The organism is Bdellovibrio sp. ArHS (assembly GCF_000786105.1).
Classification (GTDB): domain Bacteria; phylum Bdellovibrionota; class Bdellovibrionia; order Bdellovibrionales; family Bdellovibrionaceae; genus Bdellovibrio.
Genome location: NZ_JTEV01000016.1, coordinates 53,673 through 69,451, shown reverse-complemented (window position 1 = coordinate 69,451; position 15,779 = coordinate 53,673). Strand labels below are relative to the sequence as shown.

Sequence of the window (15,779 nt, the reverse complement as noted above, 5' to 3'; positions counted from 1 at the left end):
TTTAGTCCAGGTCCGCATTAACTTCCTGTCACTTTATTTCAAATCGCAGTTCCTCTGATACAGTGGAAGTCAGAGGGACTTTGTTTTATGCCAGGCGAACACTCTTCCAATGAGCATTCATTTTTACATTCCCGCGGCTTGTGGGCCTATTACCTGCTTTTCTTTTCAGGGTCCCTCGTGCTTCTATATCAGGCATTGGGATGGTCCGTTCTTGGCGATTCTGTGAACTTCCTTTGTCTGTTGTTCGTAATCCATGGTTTTGCCGCGAAAAAATTTCTGCACATTTTGGAAAATGCCGTTCTGGTGACGTTGGGTTATATTCTGCCCCTGTTGATTCGCAATTCTTTAAAGCTGTCGTATTCAGAGGCGCCTTCAATGAAAGATTTTTTGCATTTGGGTTTGGTTTCCACCGGCACGACGCTGGCTTTTGGCGTGGTGTTTTCATCTTTAGGTTATGCCTTGCGCTGGGCTCGTCACAAAATTCTGCGTGCATCCCGCGGCAAAATCACAACGCGCGCTTTACAGGACGACTAATCCCCTGTTGTCGATTTTAGCTGCGCCTCTTCAAATCTATTTTGTTCGGCCATGACCAATTCAGAAAGTTCTTTTTTCAACGCATTAAATTCGGGCGAGGCGGGATTGCGTGGCCGCGTAATTGCAACCTGGATATCCCGCTTCACTGTTCCCGGGCGATAACTCATCACAATAATTCGATCAGCAAGATAGATGGACTCTTCAATCGAGTGCGTGACAAAGACAATCGTCTTTTTAAACTCGCTCCAGATTTTAAGAAGCTCATCCTGCAAACTTCGCCGAGTCAGGGCGTCCAAAGCCCCGAAAGGTTCGTCCATAAGCATGATCGGTGAATCCAACGCGAGCACGCGTGCAATCGCCACCCGTTGCCTCATCCCGCCGGAAAGGTCTTTAGGAAAGCGGTTTTGAAAATCTGTTAACTTCAGAATCGAGAGCAGTTCCTCCAACTTCCGGGACATTTTTTCGGGACTTTCTTTGCGAATTTTCAGACCGAAAACGATATTTTCCGCAACCGTCATCCAGGGAAACAAAGCATATTCCTGGAAGACCATACCGCGATCAGGTCCGGGAAGGGATACGATTTTTTGCTCTACCTTGATGTTCCCTTCGCTGGGAAGAGAAAAGCCCGCGATCGCATTTAAAAGTGTGCTCTTACCACAGCCAGACGGTCCCAACAGACAGACAAATTCACCCGGTTGAATATTGAAGGTGATATCTTTTAAGGCGACAACATCACCGCCCTCACCTTTAAAAACTTTATGCACGTGCTCGATTTCAATATGGGGCAAAGAACTCATTCCAGCCCCCGATGCCATCGCAACAAATAATTGTTCAATCGGCTGACGCCTGAATCGATGGCCAGGCCCAAAAGTCCGATGGAAAACATCCCCGCAATAATTTTATCGGACCAAAAGAATTCGCGCGCTTCTAGAATGCGATAGCCAAGGCCGTTATTCACGGCAATCATCTCGGCCACGATCATACATATAAATCCTGTGCCGATGCCAATGCGAACGCCGCTTAAGATGTAAGGCATTGCCGCCGGAAGAATGACCTTCATAAACATCACTCCAGGTGTCGCACCCAGATTTTTTGCCGCGCGAATATAAATGCTGTCTACGGCGCGCACGCCAACAATCGTATTCATTAGCACGGGAAAGAAGGCGCCCAAGGCAATTAGAAAAACGGCGGGTGGATCGCCCAGACCAAACCACAGAATAGCCAGTGGAATATATGCAATCGGCGGGATAGGTCTTAATACCTGGATCAAGGGATTCAGATAGTCGTACACGTGCGTGCTGGCTCCCATGATGAGACCTAACGGCAACGCCAGGCCGGCGCCGATCAAAAAGCCCACGGCCACGCGATAGGTACTGGAAATTAAATCACGAATGAGTTCGCCGGAAAAAACCCACGCGAGATAGGATTCTTTGGCGGGATCGTACTGCTCAAAGGGCAAAAGATACTCATACCATTTGCTGAGAACAGCCGAAGGGGCCGGCAAGACCTGAGGATTCACCCAGCCTGCGCGCACCACCGACTCCCAAAGGGCGACGACCAGAAAAGGAACCCAAACTCCCTTGATTGAGGATGACCAGTGCTTCAACGTGAACTCCTCGTCTTACGGAACTCCCACCGCTTTTTTTGCCTCGGCTAATAGATCCAGCTTCACCCAATCAGCCGCTTTGGGTGGTTTTTTCATACGCCCTACGCCATACTTGGCCATCAAGTCCGTGGTGATCTGCATGTGCTCTACGGTCAGATCGTAAGTGTACTGAGCATTGTCCATGGCATCCTTGAAGTCCTGAGGGGTGATCTGGCCCTTGAACATTTTCTGAATCACGAATTTTTCCGCGATCTCGGGTTTTTCTATGAAGAGCTTAGTGGCTTCCACAAAACATTTCATAAAACGTTCCGCGACGGGACGACGCTCTTTATACATTTTCTCGGTCATGACCATGGTTCGAATCGGTTCGCCCATCGGCGTGTCGTAGGGCTTTAAAAGTTCAACACCAAAACCTTTATTAATCGCCTGTGACGACTGAGGCTCACTTTGTGACATGGCCATGATGTTTTTAGATTGTAGCGCCTGATTGAGATCGGCAAAAGCCATGAAGACAATCTGCACATCTTTTCCGGGTTGGTCCGACCAGGTTAGGTTGTGCTTCGCCAGTTCCGCATATAAAAGAAGTTCCTGCGCGCCCCCGCGGGCCACGCCGACTTTTTTTCCTTTCAGATCTTTGACGGACTTGATACCTGAATCCTTGGCGACGACGATGCGGGCTCCGCCTTTAGAAAATCCCGCGACGGCATAGACCGGGGCTCCGCCAGCCCGTCCTGCGATCGCCGCATCAGCGGCGCTGGCAGCGACATCAATTTCGCCAGCGATGATGGCTGGCACAATATCCAAGCCTTTGGCAAAGACACGTTCCTGGACATTGAGATTGTATTTGCCACAATGTTCGGAAAGATAACTGATGGCTCCGTAGTGGGCAAACTTCAGGTTCCCCACTCTAACCAGATCCGGCGCCGCTTTGGCATCCAGGTTGAAAATACTCAGCAGTAAGAGGAAGAAGAAACTGACAATCAACTTTGAGTTCTTGCTATTCTTCTTGATTCCAAGGTGTTGCATAAACGAGCCTCCCTTAAAGTACCGCAGCTACGGCCATTTCAGTTAACGCCTCGATGACCCGACTCGCAATAAGTCTTATGACAGCGCTTTTTACTGTCGCTTTACAAATGTCATTTCTGAAACTTTGTTAAACGCATGTCTTCCGCGATACTGTAATTAACTAAGGAGAAGCCATGGCCAAAAAAACTCGCTCTGCGACGACGTCGGCGAAAAAGAAAACAACTTCTAGAAAGAACGCCAAATCGGCATCAGCAAAAACAAAAAAGACTTCGCAGCTTGCACCGGCAAAAATGGCAATGAAGAAGAATCGTTCGACGCAAAAAGCGGCCCCTGCATCACCTAAAAAATCGCGGGCCAAGGCGGGTGTTGAAACCACCATGGATTCTCCGCGTGAACCGGCCCGCGAACTTGAAGAGGGCCTGACCGCGCAACCTAAGATGAAGCTTTCCCGAAAAGGATCTCGTGACTTTCGTGAAAGACAAAGATCAACGTCACAACCGAATGCCGTCAATCCCGCGGGAAGACGATAGCAACGATCGCCGTCGAAAGACCGGGAACTGCGACGAAAAGATTTCGCAGGAAATACGTTCCTGGACGATAATTCACTGCCACCGTGGCAGTGAATTTGTACGCACAGTCCCCACAGAGAAAATTTCTGTGGGGGTGGATCGGGACTTAACTCTTACAACCAAAGGCTTTTTACGCCACGCTCTTGCGCGACTTCTTTGGCAAGCTCGTAACCTGCATCCAGATGTCTAAAGACACCCATCGCTGGATCGGCCGTTAAAACACGCTCTAAACGACGAGCGGCTTTTTCGGTTCCGTCGGCAACAATGACTTGCCCTGCATGCTGACTGTAGCCCATGCCTACGCCACCGCCATGATGCAAGCTCACCCAAGTCGCTCCGCAAGCAGTATTTACGAGGGCGTTTAACAAAGCCCAATCACTGACGGCATCAGAACCATCCTTCATCGCCTCCGTTTCACGATTTGGACTTGCCACAGAACCGCAATCCAAATGATCGCGACCAATCACGATCGGCGCTTTCACTTTGCCCTCAGCAACAAGTTGATTGAACATCAAGCCCGCCTTGGCGCGCTCACCATATTCAAGCCAGCAGATACGCGCAGGAAGACCTTGGAAGGCGATACGTTCTTCCGCCATATCCAACCAGCGAAGAAGATCTTTTTTGTGAGGGAAAAGTTTTCTCATCGCATCGTCGGTCACTTTGATATCATTCGGATCGCCTGACAAGGCCACCCAGCGGAAGGGACCACTGCCTTTACAGAAAAGCGGACGAATGAAGGCCGGCACAAATCCTGGATAGTCAAAAGCATTGGTCACACCCGCCTCATAAGCGCGCGCACGAAGGTTGTTACCATAGTCAAAGGTCACAGCCCCTTTATCTTTCATCGCCAACATGCCGCGCACATGTTTGGCCATGGATGCGTAAGCCGCGTCCAAGTAGGCTTTTTGATCGCGCTCACGGAATTCCTTCGCTGTCTCGACCGTGTAACCTTCAGGAATATAACCCACCAATGGATCATGCGCTGAAGTTTGGTCTGTCAAAAGATCCGGAGTGAATCCTTTTTCAATCATTTGATGAATGACTGTCGCCATATTTCCAAGAAGAGCGATAGACTTCGCTTCACCCGCGGCCGTGTATTTTTTCACGCGCGCCAAAGCATCATCAAGATCTGTCGCCACTTCGTCGACGTACTTTGTTTCAAGACGTTTTTGAATGCGCGTCGGATCGATTTCCACCGCCAAAACAGTGGCACCGGCAAACACACCAGCCAAAGGCTGTGCTCCACCCATTCCGCCCAAGCCCGCAGTCAAAATCACGCGGCCTTTAAGATTTCCGCCAAAATGTTGGCGACCGGCTTCAACGAAAGACTCATAAGTTCCTTGGATGATACCTTGAGTGCCAATGTAGATCCAAGAGCCCGCCGTCATCTGACCGTACATCATCAAACCTTTTTTATCGAGCTCATTGAAGTGTTCCCAGGTCGCCCACTTAGGCACCAGGTTTGAGTTTGCCAAAAGAACCCGAGGCGCATCCTCGTGCGTTTTCAAAATTCCAATCGGCTTCCCGGATTGAACCAACAAGGTTTCGTCGTTTTCAAGATTTTTCAAAGCTTCTAGAATCTTATCGAAGCTTTCCCAGTTGCGCGCCGCTTTACCAATACCACCATAAACAACCAAGTCCTCTGGACGCTCCGCCACCATCGGGTCCAAGTTGTTTTGAATCATTCTGTAAGCCGCTTCCTGCAACCAGCCCTTACAAACCATCTTATTCCCCGTAGGAGCCCTAACAACACGAGACATTTTCCCTCCAAAAGGTGCCAGGGGACTTTTTCCAACCCACCAGCGTCAAAATAAAAAATTAAATTACCACTCCATCGGACCGATAGCTTTTTCAGCCACAGTCACAAGCTCGTTTCCAAGCATCATCGCTTTAATAGCTTCAATGTCCTTGTAGAAGATACGATCTTCTTTAGCGTAAGGAACTGTTTTACGAATATGCTCAAACACCGCTTTCACTCCGGCGTTTGGTTGAAGAGGTGCCAACATGTCAATCGCCTGACATGCGGATAGCAACTCCATCGCCACAACGTGTTCCGCGTTTCTAAGAATTTGCGCAAACTTTCTGGCGGCGATCGTTCCCATGGAAACATGATCCTCTTTTTCTGCCGATGTCGGAATAGAGTCCACCGAAGCAGGATGCGCCAAAACTTTGTTCTCGCTCACTAAAGAAGCCGCCGCCACTTGCACAATCATGTGACCTGAATTCAAACCACCGTTCGGTGTTAAGAACGCAGGAAGCTCACTCATCTGGGTCGAGATCATCTTTGAAATACGGCATTCACTGATGCTTGCTTGTGATGACAGCGCGATCCCCGCAAAGTCCATGGCGTGCGCCACCGGCATGCCGTGGAAGTTACCACATGAAAGAACCTTGTTTTCGTCGGCGAATACCAATGGATTGTCTGTCGAAGAATTGGCTTCTGTTTCCAAAACTTTGACGACGTAGCGAAGCGCATCCTTTGCCGCACCATGAACGGCGGGCATGCAGCGAAGTGAATACGCATCCTGCACACGATGGTCGTTGATAGAATGGCTTTCGGAAATTTGGCTGGTCTCGCCTAAAAGCTTCATCAAGTTGCGCGCGGTTTTCGCCTCACCGGGATGAGGACGAGTTGCTGAAATCAAAGGATCAAAAGCTTTTCGCGTCCCGCGCAAACCCTCTAAAGACATCGCTCCCGCAATATCAGCAAGCCACAACAAGCGACGAGCTTCCCACAAAGACAGCAGACCGACGGACGTCATCACCTGACAACCGTTGATCATGGAAAGACCTTCTTTGGCTTTCAACTCTAAAGGTTCGATGTTTTTTTCTTTGAGTAGCTCGCGCACGTCAACGGGGTGACCGTCTTTTCCCCACGCCAAGCCTTCGCCAATGATCGTCAGTGCTAAATGAGAAAGCGGAGCCAAGTCGCCACTCGCCCCAACCGAACCTTGCGATGGCACTACGGGAATGATGTCGTTGTTTAAGAACTCAAGAATTTTTTCGACAACGACCGGACGGATCCCGCTGTGACCTTTGGCCAAAGCGTTGGCGCGAAGAACCATCATGGCGCGAGTTTCTTTTTTCGTGAAAGGAGTGCCAACCCCCACCGAGTGCGAACGAATCAGATTTCTTTGCAGCTGTTCAATTTCAGCGTCAGAGATACGAACGGAAGAAAAGGCACCAAAACCTGTGTTGACTCCATACATCACTTCGCCACTGGAAATACGGCCTTCAATGTACGAACGAGATTTTTGCATCGCCGCTTTACCACTGGCTGACAACTCAACCTTCATGCTAGGTGTGGTGGCGATTTGATAAAGGTTTTCCAAAGTGATGTTTTCACCGTTAATTTGCATAGAACTGACTCCCTTAAAAACGACCCGCATCCTAGCGCAAGGACTCTAGTTTAGGTACTTTCTGTGCTGTTTGCGCCTTGCGTAAATCTGCAATTCCGGGCGCTGTCGCGGCGTTCAGAGGGGGATGCCTGTTTGAGGGGGATTCTGAGCAAGGACAAGTCGGATCAGGGACTGTCGCAGACCGTATCTTGAAATAAAAAAGGAGTTGGAAAACCAACTCCTTTTTTCGTTTGGGCGCTTGCGGCTTTTAGAATTCTAGTGGCAAAGATACAGAAAGAACGTAAGAGTCATTCTTGCCATCGGTGCCTAGGTCATTGCCATCAAGTTCTGTGAAAGTTTCATTAAGGTACTCAAGATTCAAAGAAATAAAAGGCAATCCTGTGAACGCCACGCCCATTTTGTAGCTGGAGCCTTTTAGTTTACCAGAATTTTCAAGTTTGATTTCATTCAGGAAACCGTAACCGACCCAAGCTCTAAGCAGAATCGGAAAGTCGATGCCTAAAACACCATAGGCCGTGCTGCGTTTAGCATCTTCATTTGCACCGACATCCGGTTTAGATTCAGCACTCACTCCCATTGTGTAATCAAGTCCGGCCCAGAACATGATTGGCGTTTTATAAGCCAAACGAAGTCCCAATTGCGTTCCGTCAATTTTACCATCTGGATCCTTTGATTTTCCCATCTCATAGCCCAGATAAGGCTCCACTAAAAGATCCGCGTGCGACACGCTTGTAAAGCCTAATACCAAAGCAAATACCGCCATGAGCTTTTTCATAAATTCTCCTTTTGTAATCCAAAACACTTAGGATTCGTCTAAAATTTTGAAAGGACTTGGTGACGAGGTCAATGACACAACCATTGCGTCCACGACCTTGTAAGAGTTCTTCTGGCTCAACAACCAGTCCAGGGAGAACCCTTATGTTACGAACCTTTAAAGACGACAAAGAGTTCTACGCTTCTCTTCCTAAAAAACGCATTGGTGCGGGGGTTTTGCTTTTCTATAAACAGGATCTGCTGATCGTGCAGCCCACTTACAATCCCGGCTGGATTTTACCCGGCGGCACGGTGCAAGGTGAAGAGTCTCCGCTGGAAGGCCTGCACCGTGAAGTTCGTGAAGAATTGTCCATCCCGATTGAGCCGCGCGACCTGATCTCGGTCGATTATATCTCTAACAAAGATATCAAAGGCGAATACATACAGTTTCTTTTTACAGCCGAAGAACTGAGCGAAGTGCAAGCGCAAAGAATCCGCTTGGACCCCTACGAACTGCGCGATTTTAAATTTGTCGATATTGATAAGGCACTCACTCTGCTTATTCCCTCGGTGGCAAAACGTGTGGGTCACAGCTTAATTGCCTTAGAAGAGAAAAAAGGCGCCATTTACCTCGAGAACGGTTCGCCCCTGACCCCGACTGCTTACAGAGATCAAACGGACTGCGACGAAGAGGCCAAGTAAATGCTTCTAGTTTTTTAAAGACGAAATAGCGGACTTATAATCTTTGCTAAACACAAAGCTTCCGGCGACAAAAACATCGGCCTCGTGGCACAGCTTGGCTGTTTCCGCATTGATGCCCCCGTCGACTTCGATCAGACAGGATAAATTCTTGGTTTGGATTTCGTGACGAAGTTTAGAAATTTTTTCGATCTGATCGTGCATGAAGGATTGCCCACCAAATCCGGGCTCTACTGTCATCACCAGCACCAGATCACACAGTGGCAGCAAAGGCAGAACGGAATCCAGTGAGGTGCGCGGTCTTAGAGTGATGCCGGCTTTGGCTCCCAATTCGCGAATACGCCGAAGAACCTGTGCAGGGTTTTGTGTCGCTTCGATGTGAATGGTCAGATAGTCACTGCCCGCCTTGATGAACTCTTCAACATAGCGTTCAGGCTCTTCGATCATCAGATGCACATCTAAGGGGAGCGGCGACACATTTTTTAACGACTTCACGACGGGAATGCCAATCGTAATGTTCGGTACAAAACGTCCATCCATGACATCTACGTGAATCCAGTCCGCCCCCGCTTCGGCAACGGCCTTGATTTCTTTTTCAAGATTTGCAAAATCCGCTGACAAAATAGAGGGCGCGACCATCTTAGACACCAAGTTTGTCTCCTACTTTGAGATCATGACCTTTTAAAAAATCCGCGACCTTCATGCGATTGCGGGATTCGGGCTGAACTTCATAGAGTTTCAGAATGCCATCCCCCGTCGCCACAGATAAATGATCTGCATGGATGGCCGTGATACTGCCTGGTTCGGCAGTGACAGCACCGCTCACCGGAGTGGCCTTATGTAATTTCAGTTTTTTACCTTGCAGCAAAGTGAAGACGCCGGGACCGTAAACGAAGCCACGGATTTTTCCGTCGATGGCCTTCGCCGAAAGATTCCAGTCCACTTGGGATTCTTGCTTTTCAATTTTTTTGGCAATCGTTACTTGCGATTCATCTTGCGGAGTCGGCGCAAGATTGCCACGCACATAATCCATCAACTCCACACGCAAAAGATCAGCGCCCAATTCCGCCAGCTTGTCGTGAAGTTCCAGTGCATTCAATTCAGGAGTTAGCTTCACACGGCGAATACCAATGATGTCGCCCGCATCCAGCTTTTTGACCATCTTTTGCAAAGTCACTCCGCTTTCCACGTCACCCGCTTCAATCGCTCTCTGAATAGGAGCTGCTCCTCGCCAGCGCGGAAGAATCGAACCATGAACATTCACACAGCCGAAACGAAACGAGTCCAAAAAACTCTGAGTTAAAATTTGACCGAAGGCAACCACCACCCCGACTTCAGCTCCCCAACTAGCGATTTCCGCCACGGCAGCCGTGTCCGCTTTCAGGGACTCTGGCGTCAGAACTTTTAAACCGTGGGCTTGGGCCAATACTTTGACCGGGCTGGGTGTCAGTTGCAACTTACGTCCCGCAGGACGATCCGGTTGCGTGACAACTCCGACGACCTCAAAGTGCTCATCCTTCAGAAGAGCTTGCAGCGAGGTCACAGCAAATTCGGGGGTTCCAAGGAAACAGACGCGGACCTTACTCACACTTCCAACTTTTCTTTGTCTGGTCCGGCTCCAGCTTTCGCACTGTCGGCGTCAGCTTTGTCTTTCACCGGGTAGCCGTATTTTTTGATTTGGTTTTTGATTTTATTGCCTTTGACGAAGCTCAAATGATCGACAAAAAGAGTACCCTCTAAGTGATCCAGTTCGTGTTGCATGCAAATCGCCAGAAGACCGTCCGTCTTCACGATAAATTCTTTACCATTCAGGTCGTAGGCTTTCATCTCGATGTAGTTGAAGCGTTCGACAGTTTCGTAATAGCCGGGAATAGACAGACAACCTTCGTCGAAAGTGGTTTTGCCTTCACCTTTAACGATCTCAGGATTGATCAAAATCAATGGCTGCGGAACGGCTTGTTCAAGTTCGCTCATTTCTTCGTACTTGTAGCGACGGCCTTTTTCATCTTTAGGGCGTGTGTCGATGACGACCATGCGGACGAGTTCTCCTACTTGTGGAGCGGCCAAACCAATACCATTGGCGTCATACATTGTTTCGATCATATCCTCAGAAAGCTTCTTAAGCTCTGGGCCAAAATCCGTGACAGGTTTAGAAACTTCACGCAATTTCGGATCTGGGAATGTGAGGATTTTCATGATCATAGGAACCTCCGAGAGGCCCCATTATATCAGCGTTTCAACCTTTTGAGAAGGACCAAGGCCAACGACGCCATAACAATGTTCGGCATCCAAGATGCCACATACGGCGGCAAAGTCCCATGTTGCCCTAAAGTGATTCCCGAAGAATAGAATACGTAATAGGCGAAAACCAAGCCCAGACAGATCCCGACATTCAGCATAGTCCCCCCGGATCGCGCCCGGCCCACGCTAAAAGGGATACCCAAAAGGCACATAACAAGGCCCGCGAAGGCAAAACTGACCTTGGCGTGATAGTCGACCTCATAGGCCACCGTATCTAAGCCGGCGTCTTTATTTTTTTCAATGAAGTGTTTCAGCTCGGCCTGCGACATCATATCGGCCGTCTGCCCGGCACTTTGCAAGTCTTTAGAGTCTTCGGCCATCACAATGTTTTTCTTCTTAAACTGAGTCGTCAAAGGGAAGCTCGAATTCTTCGTGAACACCGTCACCGCCCCATTTTCCAGCGACCACTGCGACCCTTGAATGACCACGTCGCGAGCCGTGATCATTTGCACCAAATCCCAACCCTCACTGAAGAAGTACATCGTCAGTCCTTGCGCGCGGTCGCCTTTGGCATTCAAGGTTTGGATGTTGAAAATCGAGTTCTTCGAGCGATACCAGATCTTGTCAGTTTTAATCGTGGAAAAGCGATGCGGCTCTTTTTTAAGATCATAATAAAAAATGTAGTTCTTTTCCTTGGTCGCCTTTGGAATCAGCCGATCCGAGGCATAGTAGCCCACCAGCGAAACCAAAGCGACACAGGCTAAGATCGGCGCAGAGATGCGCAGAAGACTCATTCCACTAGCAAATAACGCAACGAGTTCATTCGCCTTATTCAGACTGGAAAGAGTCAAAATTGTGCCCAACAAACAGGCAACTGGAAGAAGTTTAGAAATGATTTCAGGGAAAGAATAGAGATAGTAATTGAGCAGCGCTGAGGGGGCTACATTCTTATAGTTCACCATCGTAGACATGGCGTCGACAGCGGTGAAGATCGTCAAAAACACCAAAAGACCACCCAGGAAATATCCCCAAAACAGCCATGTTGTGTATCTGTCGATTCTGTTCACTTGACTACTCCCCGTTTTCCTATTCTACTTTCCATATGGCTTTACGCGTCTTGCTTGCAGATGAGAGTTCCACAATCAAAAAAGTAATGCAACTGGCATTGTCTGACTTCGGTGTTGAAGTGAAGGCCGTTCCTGTGGGACTTGACGTCTTGGCCGTCACCAAAAGCTTCAAACCTGACATTGTCTTTGCTGACGTTCTGTTGACAAAGCGCTCTGGTTACGAAGTTTGTTCTGATCTAAAAGGCGACACTGAAACCGCGCACATCCCCGTCGTTCTGATGTGGAGTGGCTTCATGGAAATCGACGAAACCAAAGCCGCCCAAAGCCAGGCCGACCGCCGTTTGGAAAAGCCCTTCGACGCGGATATTTTGCGCTCGATCGTGTCCGATTTAGTGCAGAAAACAAAATCCAATCCCGTCAGCAGCTTTCTTTCCTTCCCCGACATGCCCGAGTTTGAGGAAACTCCCTCAACTTCTTCGGAACAACCCCGCGGTGAGGATCTGGTTGCTGCTAAAGACGGCAACATTTACGCCATTCCAGAAGCCGGCGAAAATGAGTTCGATCACATTCCTGAAGTGGAAAATCCTGACGTCAATCCTCTGGAAATGAACGACGAAGAGTTTTCTTCAGTGCCTTTGACGACGCCGAAAATGGCTGACGAACACGATGAAGGCGGCTGGGCTCATCAAGACTTAACGAAATTTAAAATCAATTTGCCGGAAACTGAAAACAACGATTTTGCGTCGAAATTTGTCATCCCGCAGGATGATGAATTGTCGCAAGCGCATATCGAAGTTGCCGGTGATTTTGAAGAAATCAGCTTTGAGAAGCCAGAAGCGGCAACAAAGACGAAGATTCCTTTAGAGTCCGACTCTTTCATCAACAAAGTTGAAAAATCCGTGAAAGAGCAGATGATGGAGACGCTTTCGAAAGGGCCGCAAAAAGCCGCTCCTTCTAATGCTCAGCCCAATACTCAATCCAAAGTAGACTTAAACAGCAATATGATGGAAAAGGTTATTCGTGAGGAAGCTCGCGAAGTGATTGAATCCATTTGCTGGAAAGTTCTTCCGGAAATCGCGGAAAGAGTCATCCGCGAAGAAATCAATAAAATCCTTCGCGAAACAGAGAAATCTATTTAAGCATCGGTCTTTCGAAGCCCGGTGCTTTTGAAAGAGGTCGATTGCCATGACATTGTTGGAGCTCATCCGTGCTGCCATCAAAGAAGACATGCCTCAAGGCGATGTCACTACTGAATCTTTAGCCCTGAAACCTCGTATGGGTCGCGCCCGTCTGAAGGCCAAGGAGGACATCGTGCTTTCTGGCGCCATGGCGTTTGAACAGTCCATGCAAGCCCTAGAGCCCAATGCCCGCGTCAAGTGGCACTTCGAAGAAGGCGATGAGATTCTCAAAAATCAAATCATCTGCACGATCGAAGGGGATCTGGTGCAAATTCTGAAAGCCGAACGCGTGGCTTTAAATTTTCTGGGGCACCTGTCGGGTATTGCCACTCACACTCGCCGTTTCGTGAAACAGATCGCCGGAACTCAGACCAAGATTCTGGATACCCGTAAAACAACTCCGGCGTTTCGCGATTTGGAAAAACGCGCAGTGGTTCATGGTGGTGGTGTAAATCATCGTATGAATCTCAGCACCGCGATTCTGATTAAAGACAATCATATTTCAGTCATGGGCGGCATCACCGCTGCCGTTCAGCGTGTGCGTGAGTATTCGACTTTGCCGATCGAAGTTGAAGCGCGCACCCTGGAAGAGGTGCAAGAAGCCGTGGGTTTGAATGTCCAACGGATTCTTCTGGACAACATGAACAACGAGACTTTACAGGCGGCTTTGAAAATCATTCCGGCAGAGGTTGAAACCGAAGCCAGTGGCAACATGAATTTAGAACGAGTTCGTTCCGTTGCTGAAATCGGCGTGAATTATATTTCTGTCGGAGCTTTGACCCACTCTGCGCCTTGTGCGGACGTCAGTCTTGTCTTCCAGTGGGAGGACTAAAGTGGACACTCCTTTGGCGGATATTCGAATTGGCAGCGTGACGTCGCAATGGGCGGAAAACAATCACTTGTACGTGTCTTACAAATCTCAACAGGACAGTACGAACAATCTGGCTAAGGAAGAGGCTTTTGCCGAAAATCTCTTGGAAGAATCTCTGTGCCTTTATGTGACGGACCATCAGACTGCAGGCCGTGGTCGCGGTAAAAATTCGTGGTTGGACGCCCATCCCGGAAGTGCTCTTTTAAGCTCCTGGTCTTTTCTTTTGGGTATCAAACCGCAACCGACAACTTCTTGCCTGGTGGGACTTGCGGTTTACCGTGCCTGTTCGACCACGTGGCCGTTTCTGCCTTGGAATTTAAAAGCGCCGAATGATGTTTACATCGGCGATAAAAAGGTGGCCGGCATTCTTTTGGAAAGTCTGGTTCAGGGTTCAGAAGTGCGTTTGATTGTGGGCTTGGGCTTTAATGTGACGGCGTCTCCGGAAGGCGTTGCTACGGCCACCAGTCTGATTGAATCTTTGCCCGCGGGCGCTCCCCTTCTGGGGCAAGACTATATGGGATTCTTGGACCGTTTGTTATTTGAACTGACAGATGCCGTTTCCCACTGCGACGAGGCTTTAAGCTCGACCGATCAGTTGTCCCTGCTCACGGCTTTAAATATGCACCCCTTGTTGAAAGAAAAATACACGGGTGTGGAAGCCGATGGCAGTCTTCTTATTAACGACCAAAAGATCAGTTGGATGAATCTTTAGGAGGACCTATGGCTTTGACCTTCACTCCGTTTCCCGATTTAGGCAATCCGTGTCCCGAGTTCAAATTACCGGCGACCGATGGTCAAACTTACTCTTTGCAGAACTTCCCCGAAGGCAGCCCTTTGGTGATCATGTTTATCTGCAATCACTGCCCATATGTTCAGGCTATTGAAGATCGCCTGATTCAACTGGGACAGGACTTAAAAAAACAAAACGTACCGGTCGTGGCCATCTGCTCTAACGATGCCAAAAGCCATCCTGAGGATTCATTCGAGAATCTTAAAAAGCGCGCGGAGGCCAAAGGTTATCCCTTCGTTTATCTTTACGATGAAACTCAGGAAATCGCCCATAAGTTTGGGGCCGTTTGCACACCTGACTTCTTTGTCTATGACAAAGCCCACAAGCTGGCTTACCGCGGTCGTCTGGATGATTCCTGGAAAGACGCCAACAAAGTCACCAAGCGTGAACTTTACGAAGCCGTGCAAACACTTTTAAAAGATCAAAAAGTTTCTGAAGAACAAACAGCCTCTATGGGCTGCTCAATCAAATGGATATAACAGCATGAAGTATATTTTATTTTTTATTCTGGTAGCGATGGTGTCTTTCGGCCTCTTCCTTTCAAACTATTTGGGAGCGTGGAAAGGTGTCGACATTTCTGAATCAGCGCAAGGCCCTTTTAAAACCGTGTATTTGGAGCACGTGGGCCCCTATCACAAAGTGAATAAGATCATCGAGAAAGTTGAAAAGTACATGGCTTCTCAGGGCGCACCTTGTGGCCGTACTTTCGGTGAATACATGGACGATCCGCAAACAACTGAAGAGGCTCGCTTGCGCTCAAAAGTGGGTTGCATCGTCGCTGAAGTTCCAGCCAATCTGCCTGAAGATTTTAAGTCCGGCGAAATTCCCGCCCGCAAATACGTCGTCGCGGTTTTCACAGGCTCGCCTGGAATCGGTCCTTTGAAGGTTTATCCTCGAGTGAACGACTTCATGCTAAAACAGAAACTTAAGCAGACCGATGCCGTGATCGAAATCTATGAAATTCATTCGATCACCGAAAAAAATGCGATGACGACCACCTACCTATTTCCAGTTCAATAGGTACCCGCTTCCCTTTGTTCTGAAAAGGAACCAGGTACCTAGGCCAGCCGATAGGAAGCAGGTACC

The 15,779-nt window shown here is 48.8% G+C and carries 18 protein-coding genes; 8 read left to right on the top strand and 10 right to left on the bottom strand.

Annotated features, from left to right (window positions below; all coding sequences use genetic code 11):
• The first annotated feature begins 177 nt into the window (after nucleotides 1–177).
• Nucleotides 178–534 (top strand): hypothetical protein, encoded by a 357-nt coding sequence (locus OM95_RS09185; RefSeq protein ID WP_041873157.1) that lies wholly within the window; start codon nucleotides 178–180, stop codon nucleotides 532–534.
• On the opposite strand, the gene OM95_RS09180 is transcribed toward OM95_RS09185, so the two are convergent.
• From OM95_RS09180 to OM95_RS09170, 3 genes are read right to left on the bottom strand one after another with little or no spacing between them, the layout of a single operon-like run.
• Nucleotides 531–1,331, bottom strand: coding sequence for an ABC transporter ATP-binding protein (locus OM95_RS09180; protein WP_041872900.1), 801 nt, complete (start codon nucleotides 1,329–1,331; stop codon nucleotides 531–533). The genes OM95_RS09185 and OM95_RS09180 overlap by 4 nt on opposite strands.
• Nucleotides 1,328–2,140, bottom strand: coding sequence for an ABC transporter permease (locus OM95_RS09175; protein WP_041872898.1), 813 nt, complete (start codon nucleotides 2,138–2,140; stop codon nucleotides 1,328–1,330). Before OM95_RS09175 ends, OM95_RS09180 begins: the two co-directional genes overlap by 4 nt.
• Before the next feature lie 15 nt (nucleotides 2,141–2,155).
• Nucleotides 2,156–3,166, bottom strand: a complete 1,011-nt coding sequence (locus tag OM95_RS09170; RefSeq protein WP_041872896.1) for an ABC transporter substrate-binding protein — start codon at nucleotides 3,164–3,166, stop codon at nucleotides 2,156–2,158.
• Nucleotides 3,167–3,339: 173 nt separating this feature from the next.
• Here OM95_RS09170 and OM95_RS09165 point away from each other — a divergent pair, with 173 nt between their 5' ends.
• The gene (locus tag OM95_RS09165; RefSeq protein WP_041872894.1) at nucleotides 3,340–3,696 is read left to right on the top strand and encodes a hypothetical protein; all 357 of its coding nucleotides are present in this window, start codon (nucleotides 3,340–3,342) and stop codon (nucleotides 3,694–3,696) included.
• Nucleotides 3,697–3,848: 152 nt separating this feature from the next.
• On the opposite strand, the gene hutU is transcribed toward OM95_RS09165, so the two are convergent.
• From hutU to OM95_RS09150, 3 genes are all read right to left on the bottom strand, one after another.
• On the bottom strand, nucleotides 3,849–5,495 hold the full coding sequence (gene hutU / locus OM95_RS09160; protein WP_041872892.1) for a urocanate hydratase: 1,647 nt from the start codon (nucleotides 5,493–5,495) through the stop codon (nucleotides 3,849–3,851).
• A 63-nt stretch (nucleotides 5,496–5,558) separates the two neighbouring features.
• Entirely contained in the window at nucleotides 5,559–7,094 is a 1,536-nt protein-coding gene (gene hutH / locus OM95_RS09155) for a histidine ammonia-lyase (RefSeq protein ID WP_291515972.1), read from the bottom strand.
• A 247-nt stretch (nucleotides 7,095–7,341) separates the two neighbouring features.
• Entirely contained in the window at nucleotides 7,342–7,869 is a 528-nt protein-coding gene (locus tag OM95_RS09150; RefSeq protein ID WP_041872887.1) for an outer membrane beta-barrel protein, read from the bottom strand.
• Between the two features lie 143 nt (nucleotides 7,870–8,012).
• Between OM95_RS09150 and OM95_RS09145 the strand changes: the two genes are divergently transcribed.
• A complete protein-coding gene (locus OM95_RS09145; RefSeq protein WP_291515971.1) occupies nucleotides 8,013–8,549 on the top strand; it encodes an NUDIX hydrolase in 537 nt (178 codons plus the stop codon).
• A 6-nt stretch (nucleotides 8,550–8,555) separates the two neighbouring features.
• Here OM95_RS09145 and rpe read toward each other — a convergent pair whose 3' ends face one another.
• From rpe to lptG, 4 genes are read right to left on the bottom strand one after another with little or no spacing between them, the layout of a single operon-like run.
• Nucleotides 8,556–9,185 (bottom strand): ribulose-phosphate 3-epimerase, encoded by a 630-nt coding sequence (rpe, locus tag OM95_RS09140; protein WP_041872885.1) that lies wholly within the window; start codon nucleotides 9,183–9,185, stop codon nucleotides 8,556–8,558.
• 1 nt (nucleotide 9,186) lies between these two features.
• Nucleotides 9,187–10,134: a methionyl-tRNA formyltransferase gene (gene fmt / locus OM95_RS09135; RefSeq protein ID WP_041872884.1), complete on the bottom strand. Its 948-nt coding sequence runs from the start codon at nucleotides 10,132–10,134 to the stop codon at nucleotides 9,187–9,189.
• Nucleotides 10,131–10,748 carry a peptide deformylase gene (def, locus tag OM95_RS09130; RefSeq protein WP_041872882.1) on the bottom strand — a complete coding sequence of 206 codons (618 nt, stop codon included), beginning with the start codon at nucleotides 10,746–10,748 and terminating at the stop codon, nucleotides 10,131–10,133. Before def ends, fmt begins: the two co-directional genes overlap by 4 nt.
• A 26-nt stretch (nucleotides 10,749–10,774) precedes the next feature.
• Nucleotides 10,775–11,854 (bottom strand): LPS export ABC transporter permease LptG, encoded by a 1,080-nt coding sequence (gene lptG / locus OM95_RS09125; protein ID WP_041872880.1) that lies wholly within the window; start codon nucleotides 11,852–11,854, stop codon nucleotides 10,775–10,777.
• Nucleotides 11,855–11,889: 35 nt separating this feature from the next.
• On the opposite strand from lptG, the gene OM95_RS09120 reads away from it, so the two are divergent.
• Genes OM95_RS09120 through OM95_RS09100 form a run of 5 tightly spaced genes read left to right on the top strand, consistent with a single transcriptional unit; the run spans nucleotide 11,890 to nucleotide 15,713 of the window.
• Nucleotides 11,890–12,993: a response regulator gene (locus tag OM95_RS09120; RefSeq protein ID WP_291515970.1), complete on the top strand. Its 1,104-nt coding sequence runs from the start codon at nucleotides 11,890–11,892 to the stop codon at nucleotides 12,991–12,993.
• 46 nt (nucleotides 12,994–13,039) lie between these two features.
• Nucleotides 13,040–13,864, top strand: a complete 825-nt coding sequence (gene nadC / locus OM95_RS09115; protein ID WP_041872875.1) for a carboxylating nicotinate-nucleotide diphosphorylase — start codon at nucleotides 13,040–13,042, stop codon at nucleotides 13,862–13,864.
• A gap of 1 nt (nucleotide 13,865) precedes the next feature.
• Entirely contained in the window at nucleotides 13,866–14,615 is a 750-nt protein-coding gene (locus tag OM95_RS09110) for a biotin synthetase (RefSeq protein ID WP_041872873.1), read from the top strand.
• A gap of 8 nt (nucleotides 14,616–14,623) precedes the next feature.
• Nucleotides 14,624–15,172, top strand: a complete 549-nt coding sequence (locus OM95_RS09105; protein WP_041872871.1) for a thioredoxin family protein — start codon at nucleotides 14,624–14,626, stop codon at nucleotides 15,170–15,172.
• Between the two features lie 4 nt (nucleotides 15,173–15,176).
• Nucleotides 15,177–15,713, top strand: coding sequence for a GyrI-like domain-containing protein (locus OM95_RS09100; RefSeq protein WP_041872868.1), 537 nt, complete (start codon nucleotides 15,177–15,179; stop codon nucleotides 15,711–15,713).
• The last annotated feature ends 66 nt before the right edge of the window (nucleotides 15,714–15,779 follow it).